Below are 23,422 nucleotides of genomic sequence, written 5' to 3' on the forward strand. Positions count from 1 at the left end.
CAGCTCCTCAGAACAGCGGCAGGCCGGTGATGGCCTTGCCGATGAAGTCGTAGAGCACGTCGGAGGTCGGCGCCATCACGCTCGAGGCGCGCGCATCGCGGAACAGCCGTTCGATGCCCGCCTCCTTGCGGAAGGCCGCGCCGCCGCACACGCGCATCGCGGTGTCGGTCACCGTCAGCGCGGACTCGGCCGCGGCGGCCTTGACCTCGAGCACGCGCAGCATGGTGTCGGCACGGCCCGCGCCGATGGCGGCGATGGTGTCGTCGAGCAGGGCCTGCGCCATGTCGGCCTGGATGCGGGCGCGCGCGAGGTAGGCGCGGATGGTGGGCAGGTCGGCCAGCGAGCTGTCGAGGTGCACGTGCTTCGTCTGGCTCACGTGGCCGATGGCGCGCGCCAGGGCGCCGTTCATCAGGCCCACCGAGCAGGCGGCGCTGAGCACCGAGAACCAGGGCAGCACCACGCCCATCATGGTGTCGAAGCCCTTGCCGTCCTCGCCGAGGCGATCGCTCGCGGCGATGCGCACGCCCTTCGCCGCGATCGGCGTGGAGGCGTTGCCGCGCAGGCCCAGGCCGTCGAAGCGTCCGGGCTGGCTCAGCCCCTCGGCCCTGGCGCCGACCAGCCACAGCGTGCTCGCGCCCTCGGCCGCGAGCGGCTTGCTCGACCACACATAGCTGTCGGCCTCGAAGGCCGAGGTGACCCAGCTCTTGCGCGCATCGAGCAGCACGCCGTCGCCGTCGGCGCGCGCGGTGCCGGTGGGGGCCCAGAAATGGCTGCGCGAGTCGGCCTCGGAGAAGGCCAGCGTGCTCAGGTGCCGGCCCTCTGCGACGGCCTTGCGCACGGCCTCGGGGCCCTGCTGCTCGAGCACCGCGGTGGCGCAGTAGTGCATGCAGACCACCATCGCGGTGGAGGGGCAGGTCTGCGCGAGCTGCGCGACCACCTGCGCGGCCTCCTTCAGGCCCAGGCCCTGGCCGCCCACCGCGGTGGCCGAGACCAGGCCGAGCAGGCCGGCCTTGCCTAGCGCCGCGATCGCCTCGCGCGGGAACCGTGCCTCGGCATCGGTGCGGGGGGCCAGCGGCTGGAGGACTTCCTTGTCGATATCGGCGAGCGCGTCGAGCGGGTTCATCGCATTCTCCTGAGGTCGGGGTTGAGGTAAATCACTGGAGCCGCTCGCGCAGCAAAGCGAGCTGGGCCGAGAAGGGGGCGCTGTCTTCCAGGCAGCGCAGGTCGAGCAGCAACCGGTCCTCGGCGATGCGGCCGATCACCGGCAGGGGCAGGCCGCGCAGTGCGGTGGCGAGCGCATCGAGCGCGGTGCCGAGGCCTTTCTTCGCGGTCCCGGCCGGCGCCAGCGCGAGGCCGGCCGAGGGCAGGCGTTCGACGGGCAGCGAGCCCGAGCCGATCTGCCCGAGCAGCGGCACCACCTCGACCGTGAAGCGCGGCGCCACGGCCTCGCGCACGGCGGGCAGCAGCGCCTGCGCCAGCTCGCGGATCGCATCGGCCGGGCGCGTGAGCAGACGCAGCGTCGGCAGGTCCTGCGCGAGGCGCTCGGGCCGCAGGTAGAGCGACAGCGTGGCCTCGAGCGCGGCCAGCGGCAGCTTGCTCATGCGCAGCGCGCGCTTCATCGGGAACTTGCGGATGCGGCCCACGGCCTCCTTGCTGCCGACGATGAGCCCGGCCTGCGGGCCGCCCAACAGCTTGTCGCCCGAGAAGGTGACCACGTCGCAGCCGGCCGCGAGCATCTCCTGCGGCAGCGGCTCGCGCGGCAGGCCGTAGTGCGCGAGATCGATCAACGAGCCGCTGCCGAGGTCGGTGGCCAGCGGCACGCCGCGCGCATGGGCGATGCCGGCCAGCGTGGCCTCGTCGACCGCGGCGGTGAAGCCCTGCACCGCGTAATTGCTCGTGTGGACCTTCATCACGAGCGCGGTGCGCGCGTTGATGGCGCGCTCGTAGTCCTGCGGATGGGTGCGGTTGGTGGTGCCGACCTCGACCATCTGCGCGCCCGCGCTGGCCATCACGTCGGGCATGCGGAAGGCGCCGCCGATCTCGACCAGCTCGCCGCGCGAGACGATCACCTCGCGCTCGCGCGCCAGCGCCGCGATGGTCAGCAGCACCGCGGCCGCGTTGTTGTTGACCACGGTCGCGGCCTCGGCGCCGGTGATGGTGCGCAGCAGGTCCTCCACCAGCGAATCGCGGTCGCCGCGGCTGCCGGTGGCGAGGTCGTACTCGAGGTTGTTGGGCGAGGTCATGACCTCGAGCAGCCGCCGCAGCGCCGCATCGGCCAGCAGCGCGCGGCCGAGGTTGGTGTGGATGACGGTGCCGGTGAGGTTGAGCACGCTGCGCATGCGCGGCGCGAGGCGTTGCGCGATGCGCCGCGCGAGCGTGGTGTCGAGCGCGCCGGCCTGCACCTCGGCGGCGGGCAACTTGCCGGCCAGGGCGCGTGCGCGCAGGGCATCGAGCAAGGCGCGGGCCTCGCCGGCCACCAGCGTGTGGCCATGCTCGGCCACGAGGGCCTGCGCGGCCGGTGCGCGCAGCATTCGATCGACAGAAGGCAGATCCTGGGGCCTTGCCGTCGAGCCGTGGACCACGGACTCTTCGGGCGCCGCCATCAGCCGCCTCCGCCGTCGTCGGGGATTTCAGGGTCGCCGAACAGCAGCATCAGGTTGTGGCCGCTGCGCTGGTGACCGTTCTCCGACACCAGCAGGTCGAGCGTGACGCTCGCGAGGTCGTCGGCCACAGGTTCGACCTCGGGGTCTTTTTCCATCGCGATCTGCTTGAGGTAGTGGCCGCAGGTGTCGCAGCACTCGGCCTTGACCGCGCCCTCGCGCGCGCCGGTGGCGGGCATTGCAACGCCGGGCTCGGGCGTCAGCGATTCGAAGTGGATGCCCTTGGTGCTCTCGCAGTGCGTGCACTTGATGCGCACGTAGTGCCACTCGGTGCCGCACAGCGCGCAGTGCAGGTAGCGGAAGCCCGCCTCGTCGGCGCCGATGCGCGTGATGCTCGCGGTGGGCGCGCTGCCGCAGCAGGGGCAGAGGTTGCCGGGATCGGTGCGGCCGAAGATGTTCTCGCCATGCCGTTGCGCCACCTGCAGCACGAGCTGTGTCCAGTAGACCTGCAGGCCGGCCGCGATCAGCGGCGCGGCCGCGAGGTCGAGGCCGAACATGATGCGGCGCGACAGCCGGTCGGCCTGCTGTTCGAGCCAGTCGTCGTCGGCCGCGACCACGCGGTCGAGCGTGTCGCGCGCCGGGCCGTCGGACAGCCGCGCGCGGAACAGGCCGAGCAGGCGGCGCAGCTCGGCGCGCCAGACCGGATCGCGCGGCCAGCCGAAGGCCGGCAGCGGCGGCTTGAGCGCGCGCGACGCGGCCTCGAGCGCCTCGGCCTCGGGCAGCGCGACCGGCGCGTGGTCCTGCAGCACCTGGTGCTGGGCCTGCGCGAGGTCGGCGATGAAGATCAGGTACTCGCGCATCGGGTGCGAGGCCGCGAGCTGGCGCAGCCGCAGCTGCCGGTCGGAGAAGGCCGCGGCGCGCACCGGCAGCCGCAGGAAGGGCATCTGCCGCCCCGCCTGCATGGCGATCTGCTCGGGCTCGAGGACGCGCGTGGTGCGGATCGGTGGGCTGCTGCTCATCCGGACGACTCTACAGCGAATCGCCCGGATCGCAATGCAGGGTGGATGCTCATTCGCCGCGCGTCATCTTGCGATGCCACAGCGGATGGTTGAGCTTGGCCCAGCCTTCGGTGACGGTGCCGCGCGTCATCGCGCGCAGGGTGCCCTTGACCCAGATCGCGGCATAGATGTGCGTGATCACCGAGAGGATCAGCACCACGGCCGAGGCCGCGTGCACCACCACCGCGATGCGCCGCACGAGGATCGGGAAGAAGTGGACGAACCACGGGCTCCAGAACATGAAGCCCGTGACCAGCAGCAGGAGCAGGCTGATGCCGAAGGCCCAGAACACCAGCTTCTGGCCCGCGTTGTACTTGCCCACCGGCGGCATGCTCGACTTGTCGCCCTTGAGCATCTTCGGCGCGTTGGCGATCCATTCGCGGTCGCCGCGGTCGAGGATGTTCTCGCGCCACATGGTGAAGAACAGGAACGCGAAGCCCAGCACCATCAGCACGCCGAGGAAGGGATGCAGGATGCGCGTCCACGGCCCGCCGCCGAACAGGTTGGTGAGGAAGAACAGCGCCGGGTGGAAGAAGGCCAGCCCCGAGAGCGCGGCCGCGAAGAACATGATCGCCACGAACCAATGGTTCATGCGCGTGGCATCGCGGTAGCGGCGAAGGTAGTAGCGGGTCATCGCGTCTCTCCTCGGGTCTCTACTCGGGCCGATGCCGGCGGTTCCTCGATCACCACCACCTCGTCGGGCTTGCCGTCGAGGTCGGCGTCCGGATGGTCTTCCTTGGGCTCGATCGGGCCGGTCTTCATGTAGTGGAAGAAGCTGCCGACCACGGCGCCGATCATCGCCACCATGGCGAGCGGCTTGGCCACGCCCTTCCACAGCGAGACCAGCGGGCTGATCTGCGGATCCTTCGGCAGGTTGGCATAGAGGCCGGGCCGGTCGGCATGCTGCAGCACGTACATGACGTGCGTGCCGCCGACGCCGGCCGGGTCGTAGACGCCGGCGTTCGAGAAGCCGCGTTCCTTGAGGTCGACGATGCGCTCCGACGCGTACTCGTGCATGTCCTCCTTGGTGCCGAAGTGCAGCGCGCCCGTGGGGCAGGCCTTCACGCAGGCGGGTTCGAGGCCCACGCCCACGCGGTCGGAGCACAGCGAGCACTTGTAGGCCTTGTTGTCGGCCTTGCTGATGCGCGGCACGTCGAAGGGGCAGCCGGTGACGCAGTTGCCGCAGCCCACGCAATGCTCGCTGATGAAGTCGACGATGCCGTTGGCGTACTTGACGATCGCGCCCGGCGAGGGGCACGACTTCAGGCAGCCGGGGTCGTCGCAGTGCATGCAGCCGTCCTTGCGGATCAGCCACTCGAGCTTGCCGGCCTCGGGCTCGACCTCGGAGAACTTCATCACCGTCCATGAGGAGGGCGTGAGGTCGACCGGGTTGTCGTAGGTGCCGTGCGTGGTGCCGACCTCGTCGCGCAGGTCGTTCCACTGCATGCACGCGACCTGGCAGGCCTTGCAGCCGATGCAGGTCGACACGTCGATCAGCTTCGCGACCTGCTGCACCTGCGGGCGGTTGCGGACCTCGGGCGAGGGCGTGGTGGTGGCCGAGCGGGCGAGGATGTCTAGGGTTTGAAGAGAGGACATCGGTCAGGCCTTCTCGATGTTCACGGTGAAGGACTTGTACTCGGGGGTCTGCGTGTTCGCATCGCCCACGAAGGGGGTCAGCGTGTTCACCAGATACCCGGGCTTCGCGATGCCGACGAAGCCCCAGTGGTTCGGCAGCCCCACGGTGTGGACCGTGCGGCCGTCGACCTGCAGCCCGACGATGCGCTTGGTGACGACGGCCACGGCCTTGATGAAGCCGCGCTTGCTCGACACCTTGACCATGTCGCCATGGCCGATGCCCTTCTCCTTCGCGAGCTCCTCGCCGATCTCGACGAACTGCTGCGGCTGGATGATGGCCGAGGTGCGCACGTTCTTGGTCCAGTAGTGGAAGTGCTCGGTGAGCCGGTAGCTGGTGGCCACGTACGGGAAGTCCTTCGGCACGCCGAGTCGCTCGAGGTCGCCCTTGAAGATGCGCGCGGCCGGGTTGGCGCGCGCCTTCTCGTTGTTCGGGTGCAGCAGGTTGTTGACCAGCGGCGACTCGAAGGGCTCGTAGTGCTCGGGCAGCGGGCCCTCGGCCATGCCGGTGGGCGCGAACAGCCGCGCCACGCCCTCGGCCGTCATGATGAAGGGCCGCACCGCGTCGGCCTCCATCGGGTTGGCGTCGGGGCGGATGTCGGGCACGTCGGCGCCGGTCCACTGCTTGCCGTTCCAGGCGACCAGCGGCCGCTTGGCGATCCAGGGCTTGCCGGTGGCCGGGTCGGTGGAGGCACCGTTGTAGAGGATGCGCCGGTTCGCGGGCCAGGCCCAGGCCCAGTTCTGCACCATGCCGATGCCGAAGGGATCGGCGTTGTCGCGCCGCGCCATCTGGTTGCCGGCCTGGGTCCAGGCGCCCGCGTAGATCCAGCAGCCGCTGGCGGTGCTGCCGTCGTCGCGCAGCAGGCCGAAGCCCGCGAGCTGCTCGCCGGCCTTGGCCGTCGGCGGCTTGGTCGGGTCCTTCGGATCGAGCAGGTCGGTCAGCGCGCGGCCGTTGTATTCCATCGCCAGTTCCTGCGCGGACGGCGAGTGCGGAATCTTGTAGGGCCAGGTCAGCTTGACGATCGGATCGGGGAAGGCGCCGCCGTCCTTGATGTAGGCCTGGCGCATGCGGTTGAAGATGCCCGCCACGATCTCGATGTCGCCCTTGGCCTCGCCCGGCGGCTCCGCGCCCTTCCAGTGCCACTGCAGCCAGCGGCTGGAGTTGGTGAGCGAGCCGTCCTCCTCCGCGAAGCAGGTGGAAGGCAGGCGGAACACCGTGGTCTGGATGTCTGTGGTCTTGACGTCGTTGAACTCGCCGAAGTTGCGCCAGAACTCGCTGGTCTCGGTCTGCAGCGGATCGATGGTGACCAGGAACTTGAGCTTGGAGAGCCCGTCGACGATCTTCTTCTTGTCGGGGAACGAGCCCACCGGGTTGAAGCCCTGGCAGATGTAGCCGTTGAGCTTGCCCTGGTTCATGAGCTCGAAGGCCTGCAGCACGTCGTAGAGCTTGTCGATCTTCGGCAGGTAGTGGAAGGCCCACTCGTTGTCGGCCGTGGCCGCGTCGCCCCACCACGATTTCTGCATGCTGACGAAGAACTTGGGGTAGTTCTGCCAGAAGCTCATCTGGTTGGGCCGCAGTGCCTTGAGCGCGCGGGTCTTGTAGTAGTCGGGCAGGTTCTGCTCGCTGTCACGCGCGAGCGACATGTAGCCCGGCAGCGAGTTCGACAGCAGCCCCAGGTCGGTCAGGCCCTGGATGTTGCTGTGGCCGCGCAGCGCGTTCATGCCGCCGCCCGGCACGCCGATGTTGCCCAGCAGCAGCTGCACGATGGCGCCGGTGCGGATCATCTGCGAGCCCTGGCTGTGCTGCGTCCAGCCCAGCGCGTACATGATGGTCATGGTGCGCGTGGGCACGCTGGTGCTCGCGATGTACTCGCAGACCTTGAGGAACTTGTCCTGCGGCGTGCCCGTGATGCGGCTCACCAGCTCGGGCGTGTAGCGCGAGTAATGCCGCTTCATCACCTGCAGCACGCAGTTCGGGTCCTGCATGCTCATGTCGACCTTGGCCATGCCGGCCTCGTCGAGCGCATAGCCCCACGACTTCGGGTCGTAGTTGCGCTTCTCGGCGTTGTAGCCGCTGAACAGGCCGTCCTCGAACTTGTAGTCGGGGCCGACGATGAAGGGCGCGTTGGTGTAGTTGCGGACGTACTCGGTCTGGATCTTGTCGTTGCTCAGCAGGTAGTTGATGACCCCGGCGAGGAAGGCGATGTCGGACCCCGCGCGCACCGGCGCGTAGTAGTCGGCCATCGCGGCCGAGCGCGTGAAGCGCGGGTCGACCACCACCAGGCGGGCCTTGTTCTGTTTCTTGGCTTCGATGACCCACTTGAAGCCGCACGGATGCGCCTCCGCGGCATTGCCGCCCATGATCAGCACGAGATCCGCGTTCTGGATGTCCTGCCAATGGTTGGTCATCGCGCCTCTGCCGAACGTCGGGGCCAGACTGGCCACCGTCGGTCCGTGTCAGACGCGTGCCTGGTTGTCGAACACCAGCATTCCGGTCGAGCGGAATGCCTTGTGCGTGATGTAGCCTGTTTCGTTGGACGAGGCCGAGGCACAGAGCATGCCGGAGCTGGTCCATCGGTTGACGGTCTTGCCGTCGGCGTTGGTGGTCTGGAAGTTGGCGTCGCGGTCGGCCTTGAGCAGCTTGGCGATGCGGTCCAGCGCCTCGCCCCAGCCGATGCGCTTCCACTCGGTGCCGCCGGGCTCGCGCACCTCGGGGTACTTCAGGCGCATCGGGCTGTGCACGAAGTCGAGCAGGCCCGCGCCCTTGGGGCACAGCGTGCCGCGGTTCACGGGGTGGTCGGCATCGCCCTCGATGTGGAGGATGTCGGACACCACGTTCTTCGCCTTGTCGCCCAGGCTGTACATGATGAGTCCGCAGCCCACCGAGCAGTAGGGGCAGGTGTTGCGGGTCTCGGTGGTGCGCGCGAGCTTGAAATTGCGGGCCTCGGCCAGCGCGGCGGTCGGCGAGAAGCCGAGCGCCACGATGCTGGAGCCGACCAGCCCCGCGCTGCTCACGCGGAAGAATTGCCGGCGGTTCATGTCCATGACGGAACCTCCGGCGGCGCTGAAGTGGGTTGTCGTTTCATCGTGGTCTTCTTCTGTGGGGCTGGGAACGGAACGGAACTTCTTATTTGGGCGCGGCGCCGTCGCCGCCCGTCGGGGGCGGGGCACCCCCGGACGAGCCGCCACCCTGGCCGCTCATGCCGCCGATGGCCGCGCCGCCTTCGGACGGGCCCTTGTGGGCGGAGGAGGCATCGACCGCATCGCCCGACGCGGCAGGCGTGACGCCCGTGGGACTGGCACCGGAGCCGGCGCCGCCGGAGGCGGCACTCGCGCTCGGCTTGGGATCGCAGGCGGCCAGCAGAACGCCGAGCGCGAGGCACAGGGCGAGAGTGGGCAGACGCTGACATCGTGTCATCGAGACTCCTTGGGGGAAGGGGGTCCGGCGATGGATTCTTCTTGTTCCGGCCGACCCGGACCTGGCGCCATTGCCGGTCCGTGGAGGCTGGATGTTTGTTGCATCATGCTTCAGCAACTGTCCGCGATCAAGGCCGCGGCGGGTAGGAGAGGGCCGCAATAACCCTCGGATGCGCGGCCCGCCGGGTCGCTCGGCTATCGTCGCGGCCATGAACGCCTCCCTCCGCCTGGGTTGGCGCACGCTCTGGCGCGACCTGCGCGCCGGCGAGCTGCGCCTGTTGATCGTCGCCGTGCTGCTGGCCGTGGCCGCGCTCACGGCCGTCGGCTTCTTCGCCGACCGGTTGCAGGGCGGCCTGAAGCGCGATGCGCGCCAGCTGCTGGGCGGCGACGCGGTGATCGTCAGCGACAACCCGACGCCCGAGGCCTTCGTGGCGCAGGCGCGCTCGCTGGGGCTGCAGTCCGCCGGCACCTACGGATTTCCGACCATGGCGCGGGCCGACGACGCGCAGGGCGGCGCGAGCAAGCTGGTGGCGCTGAAGGCGGTGGCCGAGGGCTATCCGCTGCGCGGCAATGTGCAGACCGCCACCGCTCTCGGCGCGCCGGGCGCGGTCACGCGCGACGTGCCGGCGCCGGGCGAGGTCTGGGTCGATGCCTCGCTGCTGGACTCGCTCGCGCTCAAGGTCGGCGACACGCTGCTCTTGGGCGACACCGGCCTGCGCGTGGGCCGCGTCATCACGCTCGAGCCCGATCGCGGCGCGGGCTTCATGAGCTTCTCGCCGCGCGTGATGCTCAACCAGGCCGACGTGCCGCGCACCGGCCTCGTGCAGCCGGCCAGCCGCGTGGGCTACCGGCTCGCGGTGGCGGGGCCCGATGCGGCGGTCAAGCGCTTCGTCGACTGGTCCGAGGCGCAGATCAAGAAGGGCGAGCTGCGCGGCGTGCGGCTCGACTCCTTCGAGAGCGGCCGGCCCGAGATGCGCCAGACGCTGGACCGCGCCGAGAAATTCCTGAGCCTGGTGGCGCTGCTGGCGGCGCTGCTGTCGGCGGTGGCGGTGGCGCTGGCCGCGCGCGGCTTCGCGGCCAACCACCTCGACGACTGCGCGATGCTGCGCGTGCTGGGCCAGAGCCAGCGCACCATCGCCTGGGCCTATGCCTTCGAGTTCGCGGTGGTCGGGCTGGTGGCCAGCGCGCTCGGCGTGGCGATCGGCTTCGGCGTGCACTACGTGTTCGTGCTGCTGCTGGCGGGCCTGGTCGAGACCGCGCTGCCCTCGGCCACGCTGTGGCCCGCGGCCTTCGGCCTCGGCATGGGCCTCACGCTGCTGTTCGCCTTCGGGTTGCCGCCGGTGCTGCAGCTCGCGCGCGTGCCGCCGCTGCGTGTGATCCGGCGCGACGTGGGCGGGCTCAAGCCGGCTTCGCTGGCGGTGCTGGGCATCGGCGTGGCGGGCTTCGCGGCGCTGCTGATGGCGGCCAGCAGCGACATCAAGCTGGGCCTGATCGCGGTCGGCGGCTTCGCGGGCGCGGTGGCGGTGTTCGCGCTCTTGAGCTGGCTCGCGGTCAAGCTGCTGCGGCGCAGCGTCAACGAAACCACGGCGCCGCGCTGGCTGGTGCTGGCCACGCGCCAGATCTCGGCGCGGCCGGCCTATGCGGTGGTGCAGGTCAGCGCGCTCGCGGTCGGCCTGCTGGCGCTGGTGCTGCTGGTGCTGCTGCGCACCGACCTGGTGGCGAGCTGGCGCAAGGCCACGCCGCCCGATGCGCCCAACCGCTTCGTCATCAACGTGATGCCCGACCAGAGCGAGGCCTTCCAGAAGGCGCTGCGCAATGGCGGCGTCGACAAGTTCGACTGGTACCCGATGATCCGCGGCCGCCTGATCGCGATCAACGACAAGCCCGTGACGCCCGACGACTACACCGAGGACCGCGCCAAGCGGCTGGTGGACCGCGAGTTCAACCTCAGCAACAGCGCCGAGGCGCCCGCGCACAACAGCATCGTGGCCGGCCGCTGGACGCCCGGCGCGCAGGGCGAGGTGAGCGTGGAGGAGGGCCTGGCCGAGACCCTGGGCCTGAAGCTCGGCGACAGCCTGCGCTTCGACATCGGCGGCATGCAGAACGACGCGCGCATCACCTCGCTGCGCAAGGTCGACTGGGGCTCGCTGCATGCCAACTTCTTCGTGATGTACACCGTGCCCACGCTGGCCGACGTGCCCACCACCTACATGGGCGCCTTCCGCGCACCGGAGACCAAGGGCTTCGACAACGCGCTGGTGCGCGCCTTCCCGAACGTGACCAACGTCGACATGAGCGCCACCATCAACCAGGTGCAGACGGTGCTCGACCAGGTGATCCGCGCGGTCGAATTCCTGTTCGGCTTCACGCTCGCGGCCGGGCTGGTGGTGCTGTTCGCGGCCGTCACCGCCACGCGCGAGGAGCGCGCGCGCGAATTCGCCGTGATGCGCGCGGTGGGCGCGCGCGCCAGCCTGCTGCGCCAGGTGCAGCGCGCCGAACTCGCGGGCGTGGGCTTGCTCGCGGGCTTCCTCGCGAGCATCGTGGCCTCGGTGATCGGCTGGGGCCTGGCGCGCTTCGTGTTCGAGTTCACCTGGACCGCCTCGCCGATCGTGCCGGTGGCCGGCGCGCTCGCCGGTGCCGTGCTCGCGTTGGGCGCGGGCTGGTGGGGGCTGCGCGAGGTGCTGCGCCGGCCCGTGGTCGACACGCTGCGGCGCGCGGCCGAATGAGCTGAGTCGCAAGCAAGGCATCGCGCGCCGATTTTTTTCGCGCGCCGATCGGAAAGGGGCCGGGAGTGCACTACATTCCCCGGCCCTGCTTTTTTGTGAATCGACTTTCCCGCATGCGCCTGGCGTCCTTCCAGATCACCCACTTTCGCTCGATCAACGACAGCGGTCCCATCGAACTCTCCCGGATCACCACGATCCTCGGCCGCAACGACACCGGCAAATCCAACCTGCTGCGCGCGCTGCACAGCCTGAACCCGGCCGAGGGGCCGGTGAGCGCGCTGAGCCCGATCAAGAACTTTCCGCGCCATCGCCGCCTGAGCGAATGCACGGCCGACACGCCCGTGGTCCACACGCGCTGGCGCCTCGAGCCGCAGGAGCAGGCCGAGCTGGTGCGCCTGCTGCCGCGCGCGTCCGGTGTGAGCCACGTGACCGCGGGCCGCGGCTATGGCCCGGCGCGCTGGGCCGGCCTCGAGGGCCTGGGCGACCTGTCGATCGATGTCGGCGATGCCAAGGGCAAGATCCGCAAGATCGTGCCGGCCGTGAAGGCCGCGGCCGAGAAGCTGGCCGACGAACTGCGCGCGCCGCTCGAGCAGGCGGCCGATGCCTTCGATGGCGCGATGATCCTCAACCCCGACCTGCTCAAGTGGTCCGAGGGCGCGCAGCTCGCCCTGGCCGCGCTGCGCCAGGCATTGGCCGCGGCCGGTGCCGAGCTGGCCGACAAGCCCGCGCAGATGGTGACTGAGCTCGAGGAGCTGTCGCTGTCGATCGTCAGCGACGGGCCCGCGCTCGCGCGCGCCAAGGACTGGATCCTCGCGCGGCTGCCGCGCTTCGTGTTCGTCGACGAGTACCCCGCGCTGCAGGGCCGCCAGAACATCGCCGACTACCTCTCGAGCGAGGCGCGCGACCACCTCTCGAGCGCGCAGCGCAGCTTCGGCACCCTGTGCCGCGCCGCCGGTCTCGATCCGCGCGAGCTGCATGCGCTGCACGAACGCGGCGACCAGGCCACGCGCAACCAGCTCGTGAACCGCGCGGGCGCGGCGATGACCGCCGAGATCCGCCGGCTGTGGAAGGACCGGCCGCTCAAGGTGCGCTTCAACCTCGACGGCGACGAGTTCGACACGCTGGTGTCCGACCCGGGCGGCGCCTACGAGGTCGAGGTCGGGCTCGACGAGCGCAGCCGTGGCTTCCAGTGGTTCTTCGCGTTCCACGTGGCCTTCTTCGCGGGCCTGCGCGGCGAGGCCGGCGAGCAGGGTGATGGCGGCATCGTGCTGCTGCTCGACGAGCCCGGCCTGCACCTGCATCCGCGCTCGCAGGCCGACCTGCTCGCGCACTTCGAGCAGGACTTCGCGCAGCAGATCGTCTACACCACGCACTCGCCCTTCATGGTGCCGGCCGGCGAGAAGGCCTCGGTGCGGATCGCGCAGCTCGAGGGCGGCGCGGGCACCACGCTGAGCAGCCGCGAGCTGGCGGCGATGGGCGGCAGTGCGCGGATCGGCGCGCTGTTCGACCTGGCGCAGGAGCCGTCGGCGGCGCCAGCCGAACCGGCCGCGGTGGCCGAAGCGGCAGTGGCCGCCGTGGCCGCCTGAGTCAGTCGCGCCCGACGTCTTCGTCGGTCGGCGGCGGAAACATCCGCTCGACCGCGAAGTCCACGAAGGCCCGCACCTTCGGCGACAGCTGCCGGCTCGACGGCCACAGCGCCGAGAACTGGCCGCGGTGCGTGACGTGGGGCACGAGCACGCGCTGCAGCTCGCCGCGCGCCAGCGCATCGCGCGCGAGGAAGTCGGGCATGAAGGCGATGCCGAGCCCGGCGATGGCGGCGCCGAGCATGGCCTCCATGTTGTTGCACAGCATCGTGCAGGGCAGCCGCTCGGGCAGGCCCGGCAGGGTCCAGTCCTCGATGCGCGTGCCGGTCACGAACTTGTAGCGCAGGCAGGCATGGTCGGCGAGGTCGGCCGGCTGCTGCGGCACGCCATGGCGCGCGAGGTAGGCCGGCGCGGCCACCAGCAGGAAGCGGAACGGCCCGAGCCCGCGCGCCACCAGCCGCGAATCGACCAGCTCGCCGCTGCGGATCGCCACGTCCACGCCCTCGGCGATCACGTCGACCAGCCGGTCGTTGAAGTCGAGGTCGAGCTCGATCTGCGGATAGCGGGCCTGGAAGTCCGGCAGCATCGGCAGCAGGAAGCGGTAGCCGATGGTCGGCAGGCTCACGCGCAGCCGGCCGCGCGGCTGGGCCACGGCGTCCTGCATCATGGCGCGCGCATCGTCGAGCTCGTCGAGGATGCGGCGGCAGCGCTCGTGGAACATCGCGCCTTCCTGCGTGAGCCGCACCTGGCGCGTGGTGCGGTTGAACAGCCGCAGGCCCAGCTGCTGCTCGAGCCGCGCCACGTTCTTGCCGACCGCCGAGGCGGAGATGCCGAGCAGCCGCCCCGCCTTGGCGAAGCTCAGCAGGTCGGCCGCCCGCACGAAGGATTCGAGGCCGCTGAAACTGTCCATCGATTGGCAACCTCAGGTTGGGAGTGAGTGGAGTTGTGCCTCCATTCTCTTTGCATTCAATCATTTTTATCTTCTCTTCACGCCGATGAGGGCGTCGGCCGGGCTTCAGGGCCGGCGCCGCACGGCCCTGTTTCCGGTCTTGCGTGAAGGGTGTCCATGTCTTCTTCTTTTCCGTCTTCGTCTTCTCCAGCGCCACGCCCGTACTGGCTGCTCGCCGCCGTCTGCCTGGCCGCGATCGGCATGCCGCTGAGCTTCACCGGCCCGGCCGTCGCGCTGCCCGCCATCCATGCCGCGCTGGGCGGCAGCCCGGTGCAGCTCAACTGGGTCACCAATGCCTTCATGCTGAGCTTCGGCGGCACGCTGATGGCGGCCGGCGCGTTGGCCGACGCCTGCGGGCGCAAGCGCGTGTTCGTGCTCGGGCTGCTGCTGATCCTGCTGGGCAGCCTGTTCGCGGTGTGCGCGCCGGGCATCGTGTGGTTCGACCTCGCGCGCGCCGCGCAGGGGCTTGGTGCGGCCGCGGCCTTCGCCGCCGGCACCGCCGCGCTGGCGCAGGTCTTCGACGGTGCGGCGCGCACGCGCGCCTTCAGCCTGATCGGCACCTCATTCGGCGCCGGCCTCGCCTCGGGCGCGCTGCTCGCGGGCTGGCTCGGCGAGCGCTTCGGCTGGCAGGCCGTGATGTGGAGCCCCGCGCTCGTGAGCCTCGCGGCGCTGGCGATCGCCGCGGCGTGCATGCGCGAGTCGCGCAATCCGCAGGCCATGGGCCTCGACGTGCCCGGCACCCTGAGCTTCACGGGCGCGCTGAGCCTGCTGACCCTGGGCGTGCTGCAGGCGCCCGACAGCGGCTGGGGCAGCCCCTGGGTGATGGGCGCGCTGGCCGGCGCCGTGCTGCTGGGTGTCGTCTTCGTCGCGATCGAGCGCCGCGTCGCGCATCCGATGCTCGACCTGACGCTGTTCCGCTATCCGCGCTTCGTCGGCGTGCAGCTGCTCGCGAGCGCGCCGGCCTACGCCTTCGTCGTGCTGCTGGTGCTGCTGCCGATCCGCTTCGTCGGCCTCGAGGGACGCGATGTGGCCGAGACCGGCCGGCTGATGCTCGCGCTGTCGGGGCCGATCCTCGTCGTGCCGACCCTGGCCGCGTGGCTCGCGCACCGCTTCCCGGCCGGCGCCATCTCGGCCGTGGGCCTGCTGGTCTGCGCCGTGGGCCTCTATGCGCTCGGCCGCTGTGCACCGGGCGCGGCACCGCGCGAACTGCTGCTGCCCCTGCTGCTGATCGGCGGCGGCATCGGCCTGCCCTGGGGCCTGATGGACGGGCTCGCGGTCGGCGTCGTGCCGCGCGAGCGCGCGGGCATGGCCTCGGGCATCTTCAACACCGTGCGCGTGGCGGGCGAGGGCATCGCGCTGGCGCTGGTGGGGGCGGCGCTGACGGCGCTGGTGGGGGCGCGGCTGGCGCATCTGCCGGGCGTGCCGGGTGCAGCGGCCGCGTCGCAAGCCGCGCAGCAGGTCACGACCGGCGGCCTGCGGCAGGCGCTCACGCTGCTGCCGGGCCTGGACCGCGCCGCCGTGCTGCAGGTGTATGGCGATGCCTTCGCCACGCTGCTGCTGGGGCTCGCGGCCGTGACGGTGCTGACGGCGGTGGTGGTGTTCGCGTTCCTGCGCGGCGAGGAACAGGCGCAGGGCGCCGAGGCGGCGCTGAACTGCCCGGCGTCCTGAGTGACGCTCGCGCGTCAGTCGAGCCGGATGTTCGAGCCCTCGAGCCGGGCCTGGCCAGCGCCCAGCGGTTGCACCTTGGCGTCGTCGGCTTCCACGTTCGTGAAGTCGACCGTGCGCACGATGGTGTTGCCGAGCAACTCCAGCGTGCCGATGCGGCTGTGCTGCAGCTCGAGGCGGCCGAACTCGTTGCCTTCGAAGCGCACATGGGCGCTGCGCAGGTAGGTGGCGTCGAGGTGGTCGATGTGGCTGTTGCGGAGGGTGAAGGTCTGGTTGACCTTGGGGGCGATGCCCGTGGACGCCCTGCCCACAGTGCCGAAGCCGAGTTCGACGGGCTTGCTGCCCCCGCTGATCTGGACGTTGTCGATCAGGGCGTGCAGGGTGTCGGTCGATGCAAGCCTGAACGGGGAGTGCGCCTGCGGACCGATCCTGAACTGGCTGTCGCGAACGGTGATGCGAGTCCCTCCGGCGATCAGTGCCAGTAATGATCGGCCGCGGACGCGTTCGATCAGGATGTCGCCCGTCACGTCGGCGCGGTTGAGGTCCAGATGGTCCACGACCGTGTCGCGGATGGTCAGCGAGGAGAGTCTTGCGGGCATCATGTTGAAGGTGCCGCGCAGCTTGCAGTTCTCGATGAGCACCGCCGCGCTTTCGGGGTGATAGGACACATCGTCGAAGTCGCAGCCCCTGGCGACCAGGCCCGTGTCTGCGCTGATGTCGAACCACTTGATCACGCAGTCCAGGAAGGTGGCCTCGCCGTAGGTTCCGATCGCGCCTTGGCGATTCCTGTCGCTGTTCGAACCGATGAAGCGGCATTTTTCGAACACGACGTTGCTGCTGCCTTGCTGGCCGCCCCAGTTCGAGTTTCCCTCGGAGTGGCAACGCAGGAATCTCACGTTTGTCATGACACCGAACTCAAGGACACCGGAGAAGTGGCAGTTGCGGAATTCGACATTGACCATGGCATCGAGCCGGATCTGATAGCCACCTTCGAAGCTGCAATCGACGAATTTCAGATTGCGCCAGACCTGCTTGTGAAACGCCGAACCGCCGAAGGATGCGCCCTCGACGACCATCAGCGCGTCTCCGGTCTCCCTGGTCCGCGCAACGTCATCCTTGAGGTACTCGAATATCTTGCCGAACTTTCGGATGTCTTTCTTCATGATGCGGCAGCTTGTGAGCAGCGAGGTGGACGGGGCGATCGACAGGCCGGCGAGCGAGGTGACCAGGTGACGGCGTTGCATGCGTGCTCCTAGCGTTCGAGCCGGATGACTTTGCGGGGATCGGGATAGAGGTTGCCGGACGGCGTTGGAAAACGGCCCCACGCTTGATGCAGCCAATCCCAGTCGGGCACTTCGCCTCGCTCTCCCGCCGGGCGGCGCATGAAATCGACGAGCGCGGCACCGAGGCGGGCGGTCCCGACGTCGAGTGGAAAGAACCAGGGATCGTCGAGGTTCATGTCCAGGCGCCAGTCGGGAATCGACTTCTTGATCGCTGGCAGCCTCAAGGTCACTTCGCAAAATGCTTGCGGTGTGCGCTCGACCACTTGGCGTCGGTCGCCAGGGCGCGTTGGCGCTGTCTTCTTCTCTTCGAGCTCGTCTTTCGTGCTCTGGGTAGGAATCATTGCCTTGGCCAAGGTATCGAGGTCGTGATCGGAAAAGACGAGAGTCTTCTGTTTGCGATGCGTCAGGGACGGTTCGAGTCCATGCCATGACGGTCGCGAGACCCTCGATGCACCCCACTTCTCTTCGACCATCTCGCACACCCACACCCTGACCCCCGCGATGCAATCCAGCACCGCCATCCGCTCGCTCAACACAACCTCGACCTCCGGCGACCGCCGCGATGTCAGCAGCCCCGTGCGCTGCGCCCAGACGAACCGCAGCGGCGGATCCTTCGGATGCATCAGGTGGAGGTAGTCCAGCGCCACCGCGAGCCGGGGTCGCCCCGTCCCCGTCGCGCTTCGCACCTGCGAGAGCCGATGGCGTACCGGGTCGAGCACGCTGCCCGCGGGCGGGCGCAAGGTCCAGCCCGCGAGTTCGCCGTCGAGGTTCTGGTAGCCGATGGGTCCGCCGCAGCTCGACACGACGAAACGCGCTGCGCGGCCATCGCCCGTCTGCGGTCCCTCCAGCCCAGGGTCTCGGGCGCTCGTGACCTCGACGCGTCCCCTGGACCGCGCGCTGCGCGCGGCCTGATAGACGCCGGCGCGGTGGCTGTGGCCGCTGAAGTGCCAGTCGACCCGCGGGCCATCGCCGAGGACCAGGTGGTCGAAGTACCAGCGCAGCCTGCGCTCGCAGGTGCCCATGTTGAAGGCGGTGAGGCCGCCCGGGCTGTGGAGCTGGCCATCGGGCGTGTCGGCCGGCGTGAAGCCGGCATCGGCGGCCGAGAAGGGCACGCCCTGGTCGTAGCTGAAGATGGTGAAGTGGCTCGCCACGAGCAGCGATGCGCCGCTCGCGGCCTTGAGCTGCTGCGCATGCCGCAGCAGCGCCTGCTGGCCGGGACTGAAGCTGCTCGCGGCGCGCGGCAGGATCATGGCGCCCTGGCGGTCCACGCCCACGCTGCCGGTGCCGCCCGCGAGGTTCTGGAAGTTCTCGTGCTCGCCCCAGGCCAGCCCCACGAGCAGCTGGCCGGCCGTTCGCGCGCCCTGCGGGCCACCGAGCCCGACGACGAAGTCGCCGAGCGGATTGAACAGCGCGCCGAAGAGATCGAAGTTGGCGGCGTCGTAGTTGAGCGAGGTGTAGGTCTGGCCGTAGGTCGGGCCATAGGCGAGCGCGGCTTCGTAGATCGTGAGGTTGTGGTCGGCCGCGATGCCTTCGTTGGCGCGGGTCGGCGAGAAGCGGCTGGCCTCCTCGAGCCGGCCGCGGTGCCGCGCGAGGGCCGGATCGGTGCGCTCCACGACCGACGGGCCGGCATGCCGGCCGGCGTTCTCCATCGCGCCGAGCGCCATGCCCCAGCCGCCCACGCGCGGGCTGATGCCGTAGGGCATCTCGTAGGCCTCGTGGTTGCCGGTGGTCATGAACACCGGCAGCCTGAGCCGCGCATAGGCATGCCGCACGAGGCTGTAGACCTGCATGTCGTCCTGCCAGCGCGCGTAGAGATCGGCGTCGTGCGCGTTGCCGAGGATGTTGAAGGCGCGCCATTGCTCGCCCAGCGTGGCGCCGGCGCGCGCGGGATCGATGTTGCGGTTGAAGTCGATCAGGTCGCCGGTCAGCAGCAGGGCGCTGTCGGGCTCGCGGCTCGGGGCGACGGCCTCGAACAGGCCGCGCAGGTGCAGGAAGGCATTGCACAGGGTGCGCGCGGCGAAGGGTTCGGCGAGCGGGCCGGCGCCTTCCGCGCCCTCGAGCAGGATCGCGCGCGAACGGGCCAGCGCCTGCTGGCGCAGGTTGACGTGCACGTCGCTCAGGTGCGCGATCCGCAGCGTCGGCGTGCTCGCGCGGATCACGGGGTGCCAGGCCTGCAGCCGCGGCCGGTCGGCACCGGGCGCGCCGATGCGCGTGGCGCCGATGGCATCGACGTCGTACTCGCGCAGGTCGCCGATCGCTCCGCCGCGCGTGCCGCGCTGCGCCTGCAGGAAGCGCTGGACCAGCAGGTCCTGGTAGTGCGCGGCGCAGGGCGCATTGCCATCGGGCCAGGCCTTCTTCTCGGCCGGCGTCAGCGCCACCATCCAGGCGAAGCTCTGGAAGCCCGAGGCGTCGATGCGCGCGAAGGGCGCGGCGCGCGGGTCGAACTCGATCTCGTAGAGCGTGCCGCCCTCGAACTCATGGTAGAGCCGCATGCCCGCGGGCGAGAGGCTGAAGGCCGTGCCGTCGCTGCAGTGCACGACGCTCTGCGCGCGAAAGGGGCCGAGGGCGCGCGTCGTGAGCGCGGCGCGTGCCTTCGCGTAGGTCCGGCCATCGCCGAACAGCGTGCCCTGCGTCGTGTCGGTATCGTCCGGCTTGCGTTCGATGGGGCACAGGCGCAAGTGGCGGTCGATGTAGGGATGCGCGGCCTGCGCGAGTCCGGTCGTGGCGTCGACGGCGAAGCGGCGGCTGTCGCTGGCGTTCACGCCGATCACGAGGCGCGCGCGGGTCTGGCCCGGTGCCAGCACGAGCGGGCAGCCGAGGCTGGGGTAGAGGATGACGGCAGCGACCCGTGCCGTGGCCTCGGAGGGATGGCAACTGACGCCGCGGTCGTGCTGGCCGTTGCCGGCGTTGGCGAGGCTGCTGGCGATGTCCATGGGCGGTTTCTTTCGTGGGCGCTCAGTGGGGCGAGACGGTGGCGGTGAGCTCATGGCCGGTCGCGCGGCCCGCGATCTCGCGCGCCATGTCCTCCAGCACGCGCGCCGCATGACGCCGGCGCTCGGCGTCGAGGACCTCGGGTGCGATGCCGGCAACGGCGCGCAGGAGACCGCCATTCCCCGTGCGGGCGCCGGCCGCGAGCGCGCACATCCAGGGCTGCTCGAGGATCGCGGGATGTACGCGCAGGCACAGCGCCACCGCGATGCGTTCGTCCTGCCAGCCCGCGAGGCCCAGCGCTTGCGTACGCGCCAGCGCCCGCCTGGCGATGGCACGGTGCAGCCAGCACGGAACGCCATCGAGTTCGCCGGCCGCAACGTCCTCGTCGAGCACCAGGTGCAGCAGGCGCTCGGCGCGGTTGAGGGCGTCGATGCGCTCGAGCAGCGCTTCGTCCAGCACCAGCGGCTCGGTGCGAGGCGCCGCCACCGGCCGTGCGGCGCCCGCGCGGTGTTCGAGCGCGAAGCGGGCATTCCAGCCCCACCAGCCGTCGAAGGCACTCACGAAGGCCTGGCGTTCCGCCGCGGGCCAGAGGTCGACCATCGCCATGCCGGTACAGGCATCGAAGCAGCGCAGCAGCAGACCGGTGCGCCCGCCTTCCGCATCGACCATGGCGGCATCGAGCCAGCTGCGCAGGTGGTTGGCGAGCCGCGGCATCGGCAGCGGGCTGCCGAGCAGCAGCAGGGCCTGCGGCAGCGCGGCGATGCGCGCCAGCTCGTCGATGGCCATGTCGGGCATGCGCGCCGGCAATGCCACGAGCCAGGGGCCGTCGTTCGCGAATCGCGCCTCGGGCGTGCCGTCGAGCAGTGCGTGCGCCTCGAGGCCCTGGCACGCGATCCAGCGCGCGAGCGCGCCTTCGGGCACGCAGAGCGCCGCCTCCACGAGGGCATGAACGGTGGCGCCCGCGGGCGCCGCGTGCAGCAGATGGCGCAGGTCGCCCGCCAGCCGCCGCAACAGCGTTGCCTCGATCGATGCCATGGCCGTCATTCGCGCGGCACCACGCCGGATCGCTGCACGCGGGCGCGCGCCATGCAGGCCTCGCAGACGCTCGCGGCCTCGGCGGTCGGCCGCGTGTCCGGCCCCGGTGTCGCATGCAGGGCCGCATGCTCGATCCAGCTGCCGGGCGTGCCATGGCGGAGGCCTCCCTCGCTCCATTCGCTGAAGCTCGCGCCGCCCACGAGCGTGACCTTCTTCTTGGCGACGATGTAGACCGTGTCCTCGGTGCTGACGATCTCGATGTCCTTCGATGCGGTGGTTTCGATGGCATCGCTTTGCGCCTCGAAACGGACTTCGCCCTCCGAGGCGAAGGCCCGGATGCCATGGCGCTTCGCGAAGACACGCAGTCCCTCGGCGACGCTGGCCAGCAGGCGTCGGCCGGTGCCGATCGAAGCATGGCCGCCGCTGCTGAACTGGATGTGCGTCCCGCTGTGGCCGTGCAGCCCCTGGTCGGCGCTCAGGGCGATGCCGGCGGGGCTCGCGAGCACCAGATGCGGCGCGTCGAGTTCGGGGAAGTCGCCGCGCGTGCCGCGCAGCGCATCGTTCTGCTGCCGCAGCGCGGCCGCGACGATGGCCTGGTCGTCCTCGCCGTCCTGCGCGCCGGCATGGCGCGCGGCCAGCGCGAGCGCCTCGACCCGGCCGGCGGCCCGCGCCAGCCGCCGCGTCGTCTCGTCCATGTGCTTGGCATGCTTCGCGGCATCGGGCCGCGCCTCGGTGCTCAGGAGCAGGCCGTCCTGCGCGCGCAACACGCCCTGCGCGTCGGTGCGCAGCTCGAAGCCCTGGCCGCGCGCCTCCTTGCGCCCGGCGTTGTCTTCCACGCGCGTGAGAAAGCCCAGGCCCAGGCTCGAATGCCCGTGGTCGCTGCGCAGCTGCGCCTGAATCTCGCCTTCGCTGTCGTCCATCAGCAGATGGTTGCCGCGACCCGCCGCGGCATTGCCGCCACGCGGTGCCAGCTCGCGGCTGCGCAAGCCGCTCAGCGCGCCCTGCGCGGGCAGGGCCCAGGGCGGCAGGTTCAGCGCGTTGTGAACGCGCCCGGTGCAGACCGGCAGGTCGGGGTCGTCGCCGATGAAGTCGACGAGCACCTCCTGTCCGATGCGCGGCACGTGGATCGCGCCGAGCTGGTTGCCGGCCCACGGCGAGCAGACGCGCAGCCAGCAGCTGCTGTGGCTGTCATGGGTGCCGAGCCGGTCCCAGGGGAACTGCACCTTGATGCGGCCCAGCGCATCGGTCCAGAGGTTCTCGCCCGCGGGACCGACCACCGTGGCCACCTGCGGACCGCCGGCGCGCGGCTTGGGCTGCGTGGGCACGGGGCGCAAGGTTTCGCTCATCGGGTGCGCGAGGAGTTCGACCTCGGCGCGCCAGCGTTGCGCGCTCGCCGCATCGCGCTGGCTCTCGTGGCCCGTGTCCTCGAGCAGGAAGCGCGTGTGGAGCACGAGGTATTCGGTATTCGCGGCCGCGCGCGGATGCTTGCGCAGGCCGAAGCTGCATCCGGGCACCATGCCGCGCAGGTTGCCACTGGCCCGCGCGCGTGCACCGTGCGTGCGCAGCGCCTGCATGCGCAGCCGCGCGAGCAGCGGGCCTTCATCGAAGGGATCGTTGCCGGGCGCGGCGCCCGCTCCGGGCTGCGCGACATGGCTGCCGGCGTGGGCGTCGTGCCACTGGTAGACCTCGCCGTCGGCCTGGCCCGTGGGGCGCGGGTCGCACTGGCCGGCGCCGAGGTCGGCGTGCGGCCGCAGGTAGTCGTGGTCGCGGGTGGCGTAGCGGCCGCTCGTCAGGCGATGTTCGGGCACGAAGCTGTGCAGGTACTCGGCATCGAGCTTCGAGCCGGGCGCGTGGTATTCGACCTCGGCGCAGGCCGGGCTCGCGAAGCGCGCGTGGGCGCCCATGTGGTCGCACAGCACCAGCCGGTGCGCGCCGCGCTCATGCGCGAAGTGGTAGTTGATGCCCCACTCCTGGCACAGGCGGCTGAAGAACGCGAAGTCGCTCTCGTTGAACTGGGTCTGGTAGTCGCGCACCGGATAGCGCTGCGACAGGCGCTTCTCGATCGGGAACCCATAGGGCTCGAGCAGCAGGTCGAGGATCCGCACCACGTCGAGGTCCTGGAAGATGCGGCAGTCGCTGCGCAGCGTGGCGAGGTGCAGCCAGGGGCGCAGCACGAGCCGGTAGCGCGCGTGGCGTTGCGATTCGCCCAGGCAGGCGGCCTCGGCGATCAGCGCGTTGATCTCGCGGATGCCGTCCTGGCCATCGTCGAGCGCGATCTCGCAGTGGAGTTCGCGGCCGATGAAGGCATCGAGGTCGAGGTCCGCCGCTTCTGTTGTCTCGAGCAGCAGCTCGTAGTCGAACAGGCCGTTGATGCCTTCCTGCCCCGCGAGGCGCACGGGCTCCAGCGCGGGGCGACCGGAAACGAGAGGGATCGCGGGCGAACGGACCCACAGGGTGCGTGGTGGCATCGACGACTTCCTGGGTGAGCGAAGCGGTCGGGCCAGTGTGCGGGGCACGCGGCGCCGGGTCTGCAAACAACGGTC

15 protein-coding genes are annotated in these 23,422 nt (G+C 70.5%); 3 read left to right on the forward strand and 12 right to left on the reverse strand.

Going from position 1 to position 23,422, the window contains the following annotated elements:
- Nucleotides 1–7: 7 nt before the first annotated feature.
- From ACEN9J_RS26915 to ACEN9J_RS26945, 7 genes are all read right to left on the reverse strand, one after another.
- Nucleotides 8–1,123, reverse strand: a complete 1,116-nt coding sequence (locus ACEN9J_RS26915; RefSeq protein ID WP_413762516.1) for an acyl-CoA dehydrogenase family protein — start codon at nucleotides 1,121–1,123, stop codon at nucleotides 8–10.
- 31 nt (nucleotides 1,124–1,154) lie between these two features.
- The gene (selA, locus tag ACEN9J_RS26920) at nucleotides 1,155–2,603 is read right to left on the reverse strand and encodes an L-seryl-tRNA(Sec) selenium transferase (RefSeq protein ID WP_413762517.1); all 1,449 of its coding nucleotides are present in this window, start codon (nucleotides 2,601–2,603) and stop codon (nucleotides 1,155–1,157) included.
- Nucleotides 2,603–3,619, reverse strand: coding sequence for a formate dehydrogenase accessory protein FdhE (gene fdhE / locus ACEN9J_RS26925; protein ID WP_413762518.1), 1,017 nt, complete (start codon nucleotides 3,617–3,619; stop codon nucleotides 2,603–2,605). Before fdhE ends, selA begins: the two co-directional genes overlap by 1 nt.
- A gap of 49 nt (nucleotides 3,620–3,668) precedes the next feature.
- On the reverse strand, nucleotides 3,669–4,292 hold the full coding sequence (locus ACEN9J_RS26930) for a formate dehydrogenase subunit gamma (protein ID WP_261214860.1): 624 nt from the start codon (nucleotides 4,290–4,292) through the stop codon (nucleotides 3,669–3,671).
- A complete protein-coding gene (gene fdxH, locus ACEN9J_RS26935) occupies nucleotides 4,289–5,254 on the reverse strand; it encodes a formate dehydrogenase subunit beta (protein ID WP_057592954.1) in 966 nt (321 codons plus the stop codon). The genes ACEN9J_RS26930 and fdxH overlap by 4 nt, the downstream gene beginning before the upstream one ends.
- A 3-nt stretch (nucleotides 5,255–5,257) precedes the next feature.
- Nucleotides 5,258–8,335: a formate dehydrogenase-N subunit alpha gene (gene fdnG, locus ACEN9J_RS26940; protein WP_413762519.1), complete on the reverse strand. Its 3,078-nt coding sequence runs from the start codon at nucleotides 8,333–8,335 to the stop codon at nucleotides 5,258–5,260.
- A gap of 82 nt (nucleotides 8,336–8,417) precedes the next feature.
- Entirely contained in the window at nucleotides 8,418–8,708 is a 291-nt protein-coding gene (locus ACEN9J_RS26945; RefSeq protein WP_082321945.1) for a hypothetical protein, read from the reverse strand.
- A 208-nt stretch (nucleotides 8,709–8,916) separates the two neighbouring features.
- Here ACEN9J_RS26945 and ACEN9J_RS26950 point away from each other — a divergent pair, with 208 nt between their 5' ends.
- Complete coding sequence (locus ACEN9J_RS26950) at nucleotides 8,917–11,433, forward strand: ABC transporter permease (RefSeq protein ID WP_413762520.1); 2,517 nt, start codon at nucleotides 8,917–8,919, stop codon at nucleotides 11,431–11,433.
- Nucleotides 11,434–11,546: 113 nt separating this feature from the next.
- On the forward strand, nucleotides 11,547–13,019 hold the full coding sequence (locus ACEN9J_RS26955) for an AAA family ATPase (protein ID WP_413762521.1): 1,473 nt from the start codon (nucleotides 11,547–11,549) through the stop codon (nucleotides 13,017–13,019).
- A 1-nt stretch (nucleotide 13,020) separates the two neighbouring features.
- Here ACEN9J_RS26955 and ACEN9J_RS26960 read toward each other — a convergent pair whose 3' ends face one another.
- Complete coding sequence (locus ACEN9J_RS26960) at nucleotides 13,021–13,926, reverse strand: LysR family transcriptional regulator (RefSeq protein ID WP_413762522.1); 906 nt, start codon at nucleotides 13,924–13,926, stop codon at nucleotides 13,021–13,023.
- A gap of 156 nt (nucleotides 13,927–14,082) precedes the next feature.
- Here ACEN9J_RS26960 and ACEN9J_RS26965 point away from each other — a divergent pair, with 156 nt between their 5' ends.
- Nucleotides 14,083–15,633 (forward strand): MFS transporter, encoded by a 1,551-nt coding sequence (locus ACEN9J_RS26965; protein ID WP_413762523.1) that lies wholly within the window; start codon nucleotides 14,083–14,085, stop codon nucleotides 15,631–15,633.
- A 14-nt stretch (nucleotides 15,634–15,647) separates the two neighbouring features.
- Here the strand turns inward: ACEN9J_RS26965 and ACEN9J_RS26970 are convergent, their stop codons facing one another.
- Genes ACEN9J_RS26970 through ACEN9J_RS26985 form a run of 4 tightly spaced genes read right to left on the reverse strand, consistent with a single transcriptional unit; the run spans nucleotide 15,648 to nucleotide 23,347 of the window.
- Nucleotides 15,648–16,874, reverse strand: a complete 1,227-nt coding sequence (locus ACEN9J_RS26970; RefSeq protein ID WP_413762524.1) for a right-handed parallel beta-helix repeat-containing protein — start codon at nucleotides 16,872–16,874, stop codon at nucleotides 15,648–15,650.
- A gap of 8 nt (nucleotides 16,875–16,882) precedes the next feature.
- Complete coding sequence (locus ACEN9J_RS26975; protein WP_413762525.1) at nucleotides 16,883–19,846, reverse strand: metallophosphoesterase; 2,964 nt, start codon at nucleotides 19,844–19,846, stop codon at nucleotides 16,883–16,885.
- Between the two features lie 22 nt (nucleotides 19,847–19,868).
- Nucleotides 19,869–20,879, reverse strand: coding sequence for a DUF4123 domain-containing protein (locus ACEN9J_RS26980; protein ID WP_413762526.1), 1,011 nt, complete (start codon nucleotides 20,877–20,879; stop codon nucleotides 19,869–19,871).
- A gap of 5 nt (nucleotides 20,880–20,884) precedes the next feature.
- On the reverse strand, nucleotides 20,885–23,347 hold the full coding sequence (locus tag ACEN9J_RS26985) for a type VI secretion system Vgr family protein (RefSeq protein WP_413762527.1): 2,463 nt from the start codon (nucleotides 23,345–23,347) through the stop codon (nucleotides 20,885–20,887).
- Nucleotides 23,348–23,422 lie beyond the last annotated feature (75 nt).

The organism is Variovorax sp. Varisp41 (genome assembly GCF_047325085.1).
Taxonomy (GTDB): domain Bacteria; phylum Pseudomonadota; class Gammaproteobacteria; order Burkholderiales; family Burkholderiaceae_C; genus Variovorax.

Excerpts from the sequence above, each read along its gene's own strand:
- ACEN9J_RS26915 (WP_413762516.1), bottom strand. The coding sequence starts at position 1,123 with ATGAACCCGCTCGACGCGCTCGCCGATATCGACAAGGAAGTCCTCCAG.
- selA (WP_413762517.1), bottom strand. The coding sequence starts at position 2,603 with ATGGCGGCGCCCGAAGAGTCCGTGGTCCACGGCTCGACGGCAAGGCCC.
- fdhE (WP_413762518.1), bottom strand. The coding sequence starts at position 3,619 with ATGAGCAGCAGCCCACCGATCCGCACCACGCGCGTCCTCGAGCCCGAG.
- ACEN9J_RS26930 (WP_261214860.1), bottom strand. The coding sequence starts at position 4,292 with ATGACCCGCTACTACCTTCGCCGCTACCGCGATGCCACGCGCATGAAC.
- fdxH (WP_057592954.1), bottom strand. The coding sequence starts at position 5,254 with ATGTCCTCTCTTCAAACCCTAGACATCCTCGCCCGCTCGGCCACCACC.
- ACEN9J_RS26945 (WP_082321945.1), bottom strand. The coding sequence starts at position 8,708 with ATGACACGATGTCAGCGTCTGCCCACTCTCGCCCTGTGCCTCGCGCTC.
- ACEN9J_RS26950 (WP_413762520.1), top strand. The coding sequence starts at position 8,917 with ATGAACGCCTCCCTCCGCCTGGGTTGGCGCACGCTCTGGCGCGACCTG.
- ACEN9J_RS26955 (WP_413762521.1), top strand. The coding sequence starts at position 11,547 with ATGCGCCTGGCGTCCTTCCAGATCACCCACTTTCGCTCGATCAACGAC.
- ACEN9J_RS26960 (WP_413762522.1), bottom strand. The coding sequence starts at position 13,926 with ATGGACAGTTTCAGCGGCCTCGAATCCTTCGTGCGGGCGGCCGACCTG.
- ACEN9J_RS26965 (WP_413762523.1), top strand. The coding sequence starts at position 14,083 with ATGTCTTCTTCTTTTCCGTCTTCGTCTTCTCCAGCGCCACGCCCGTAC.
- ACEN9J_RS26970 (WP_413762524.1), bottom strand. The coding sequence starts at position 16,874 with ATGCAACGCCGTCACCTGGTCACCTCGCTCGCCGGCCTGTCGATCGCC.
- ACEN9J_RS26975 (WP_413762525.1), bottom strand. The coding sequence starts at position 19,846 with ATGGACATCGCCAGCAGCCTCGCCAACGCCGGCAACGGCCAGCACGAC.
- ACEN9J_RS26980 (WP_413762526.1), bottom strand. The coding sequence starts at position 20,879 with ATGGCATCGATCGAGGCAACGCTGTTGCGGCGGCTGGCGGGCGACCTG.
- ACEN9J_RS26985 (WP_413762527.1), bottom strand. The coding sequence starts at position 23,347 with ATGCCACCACGCACCCTGTGGGTCCGTTCGCCCGCGATCCCTCTCGTT.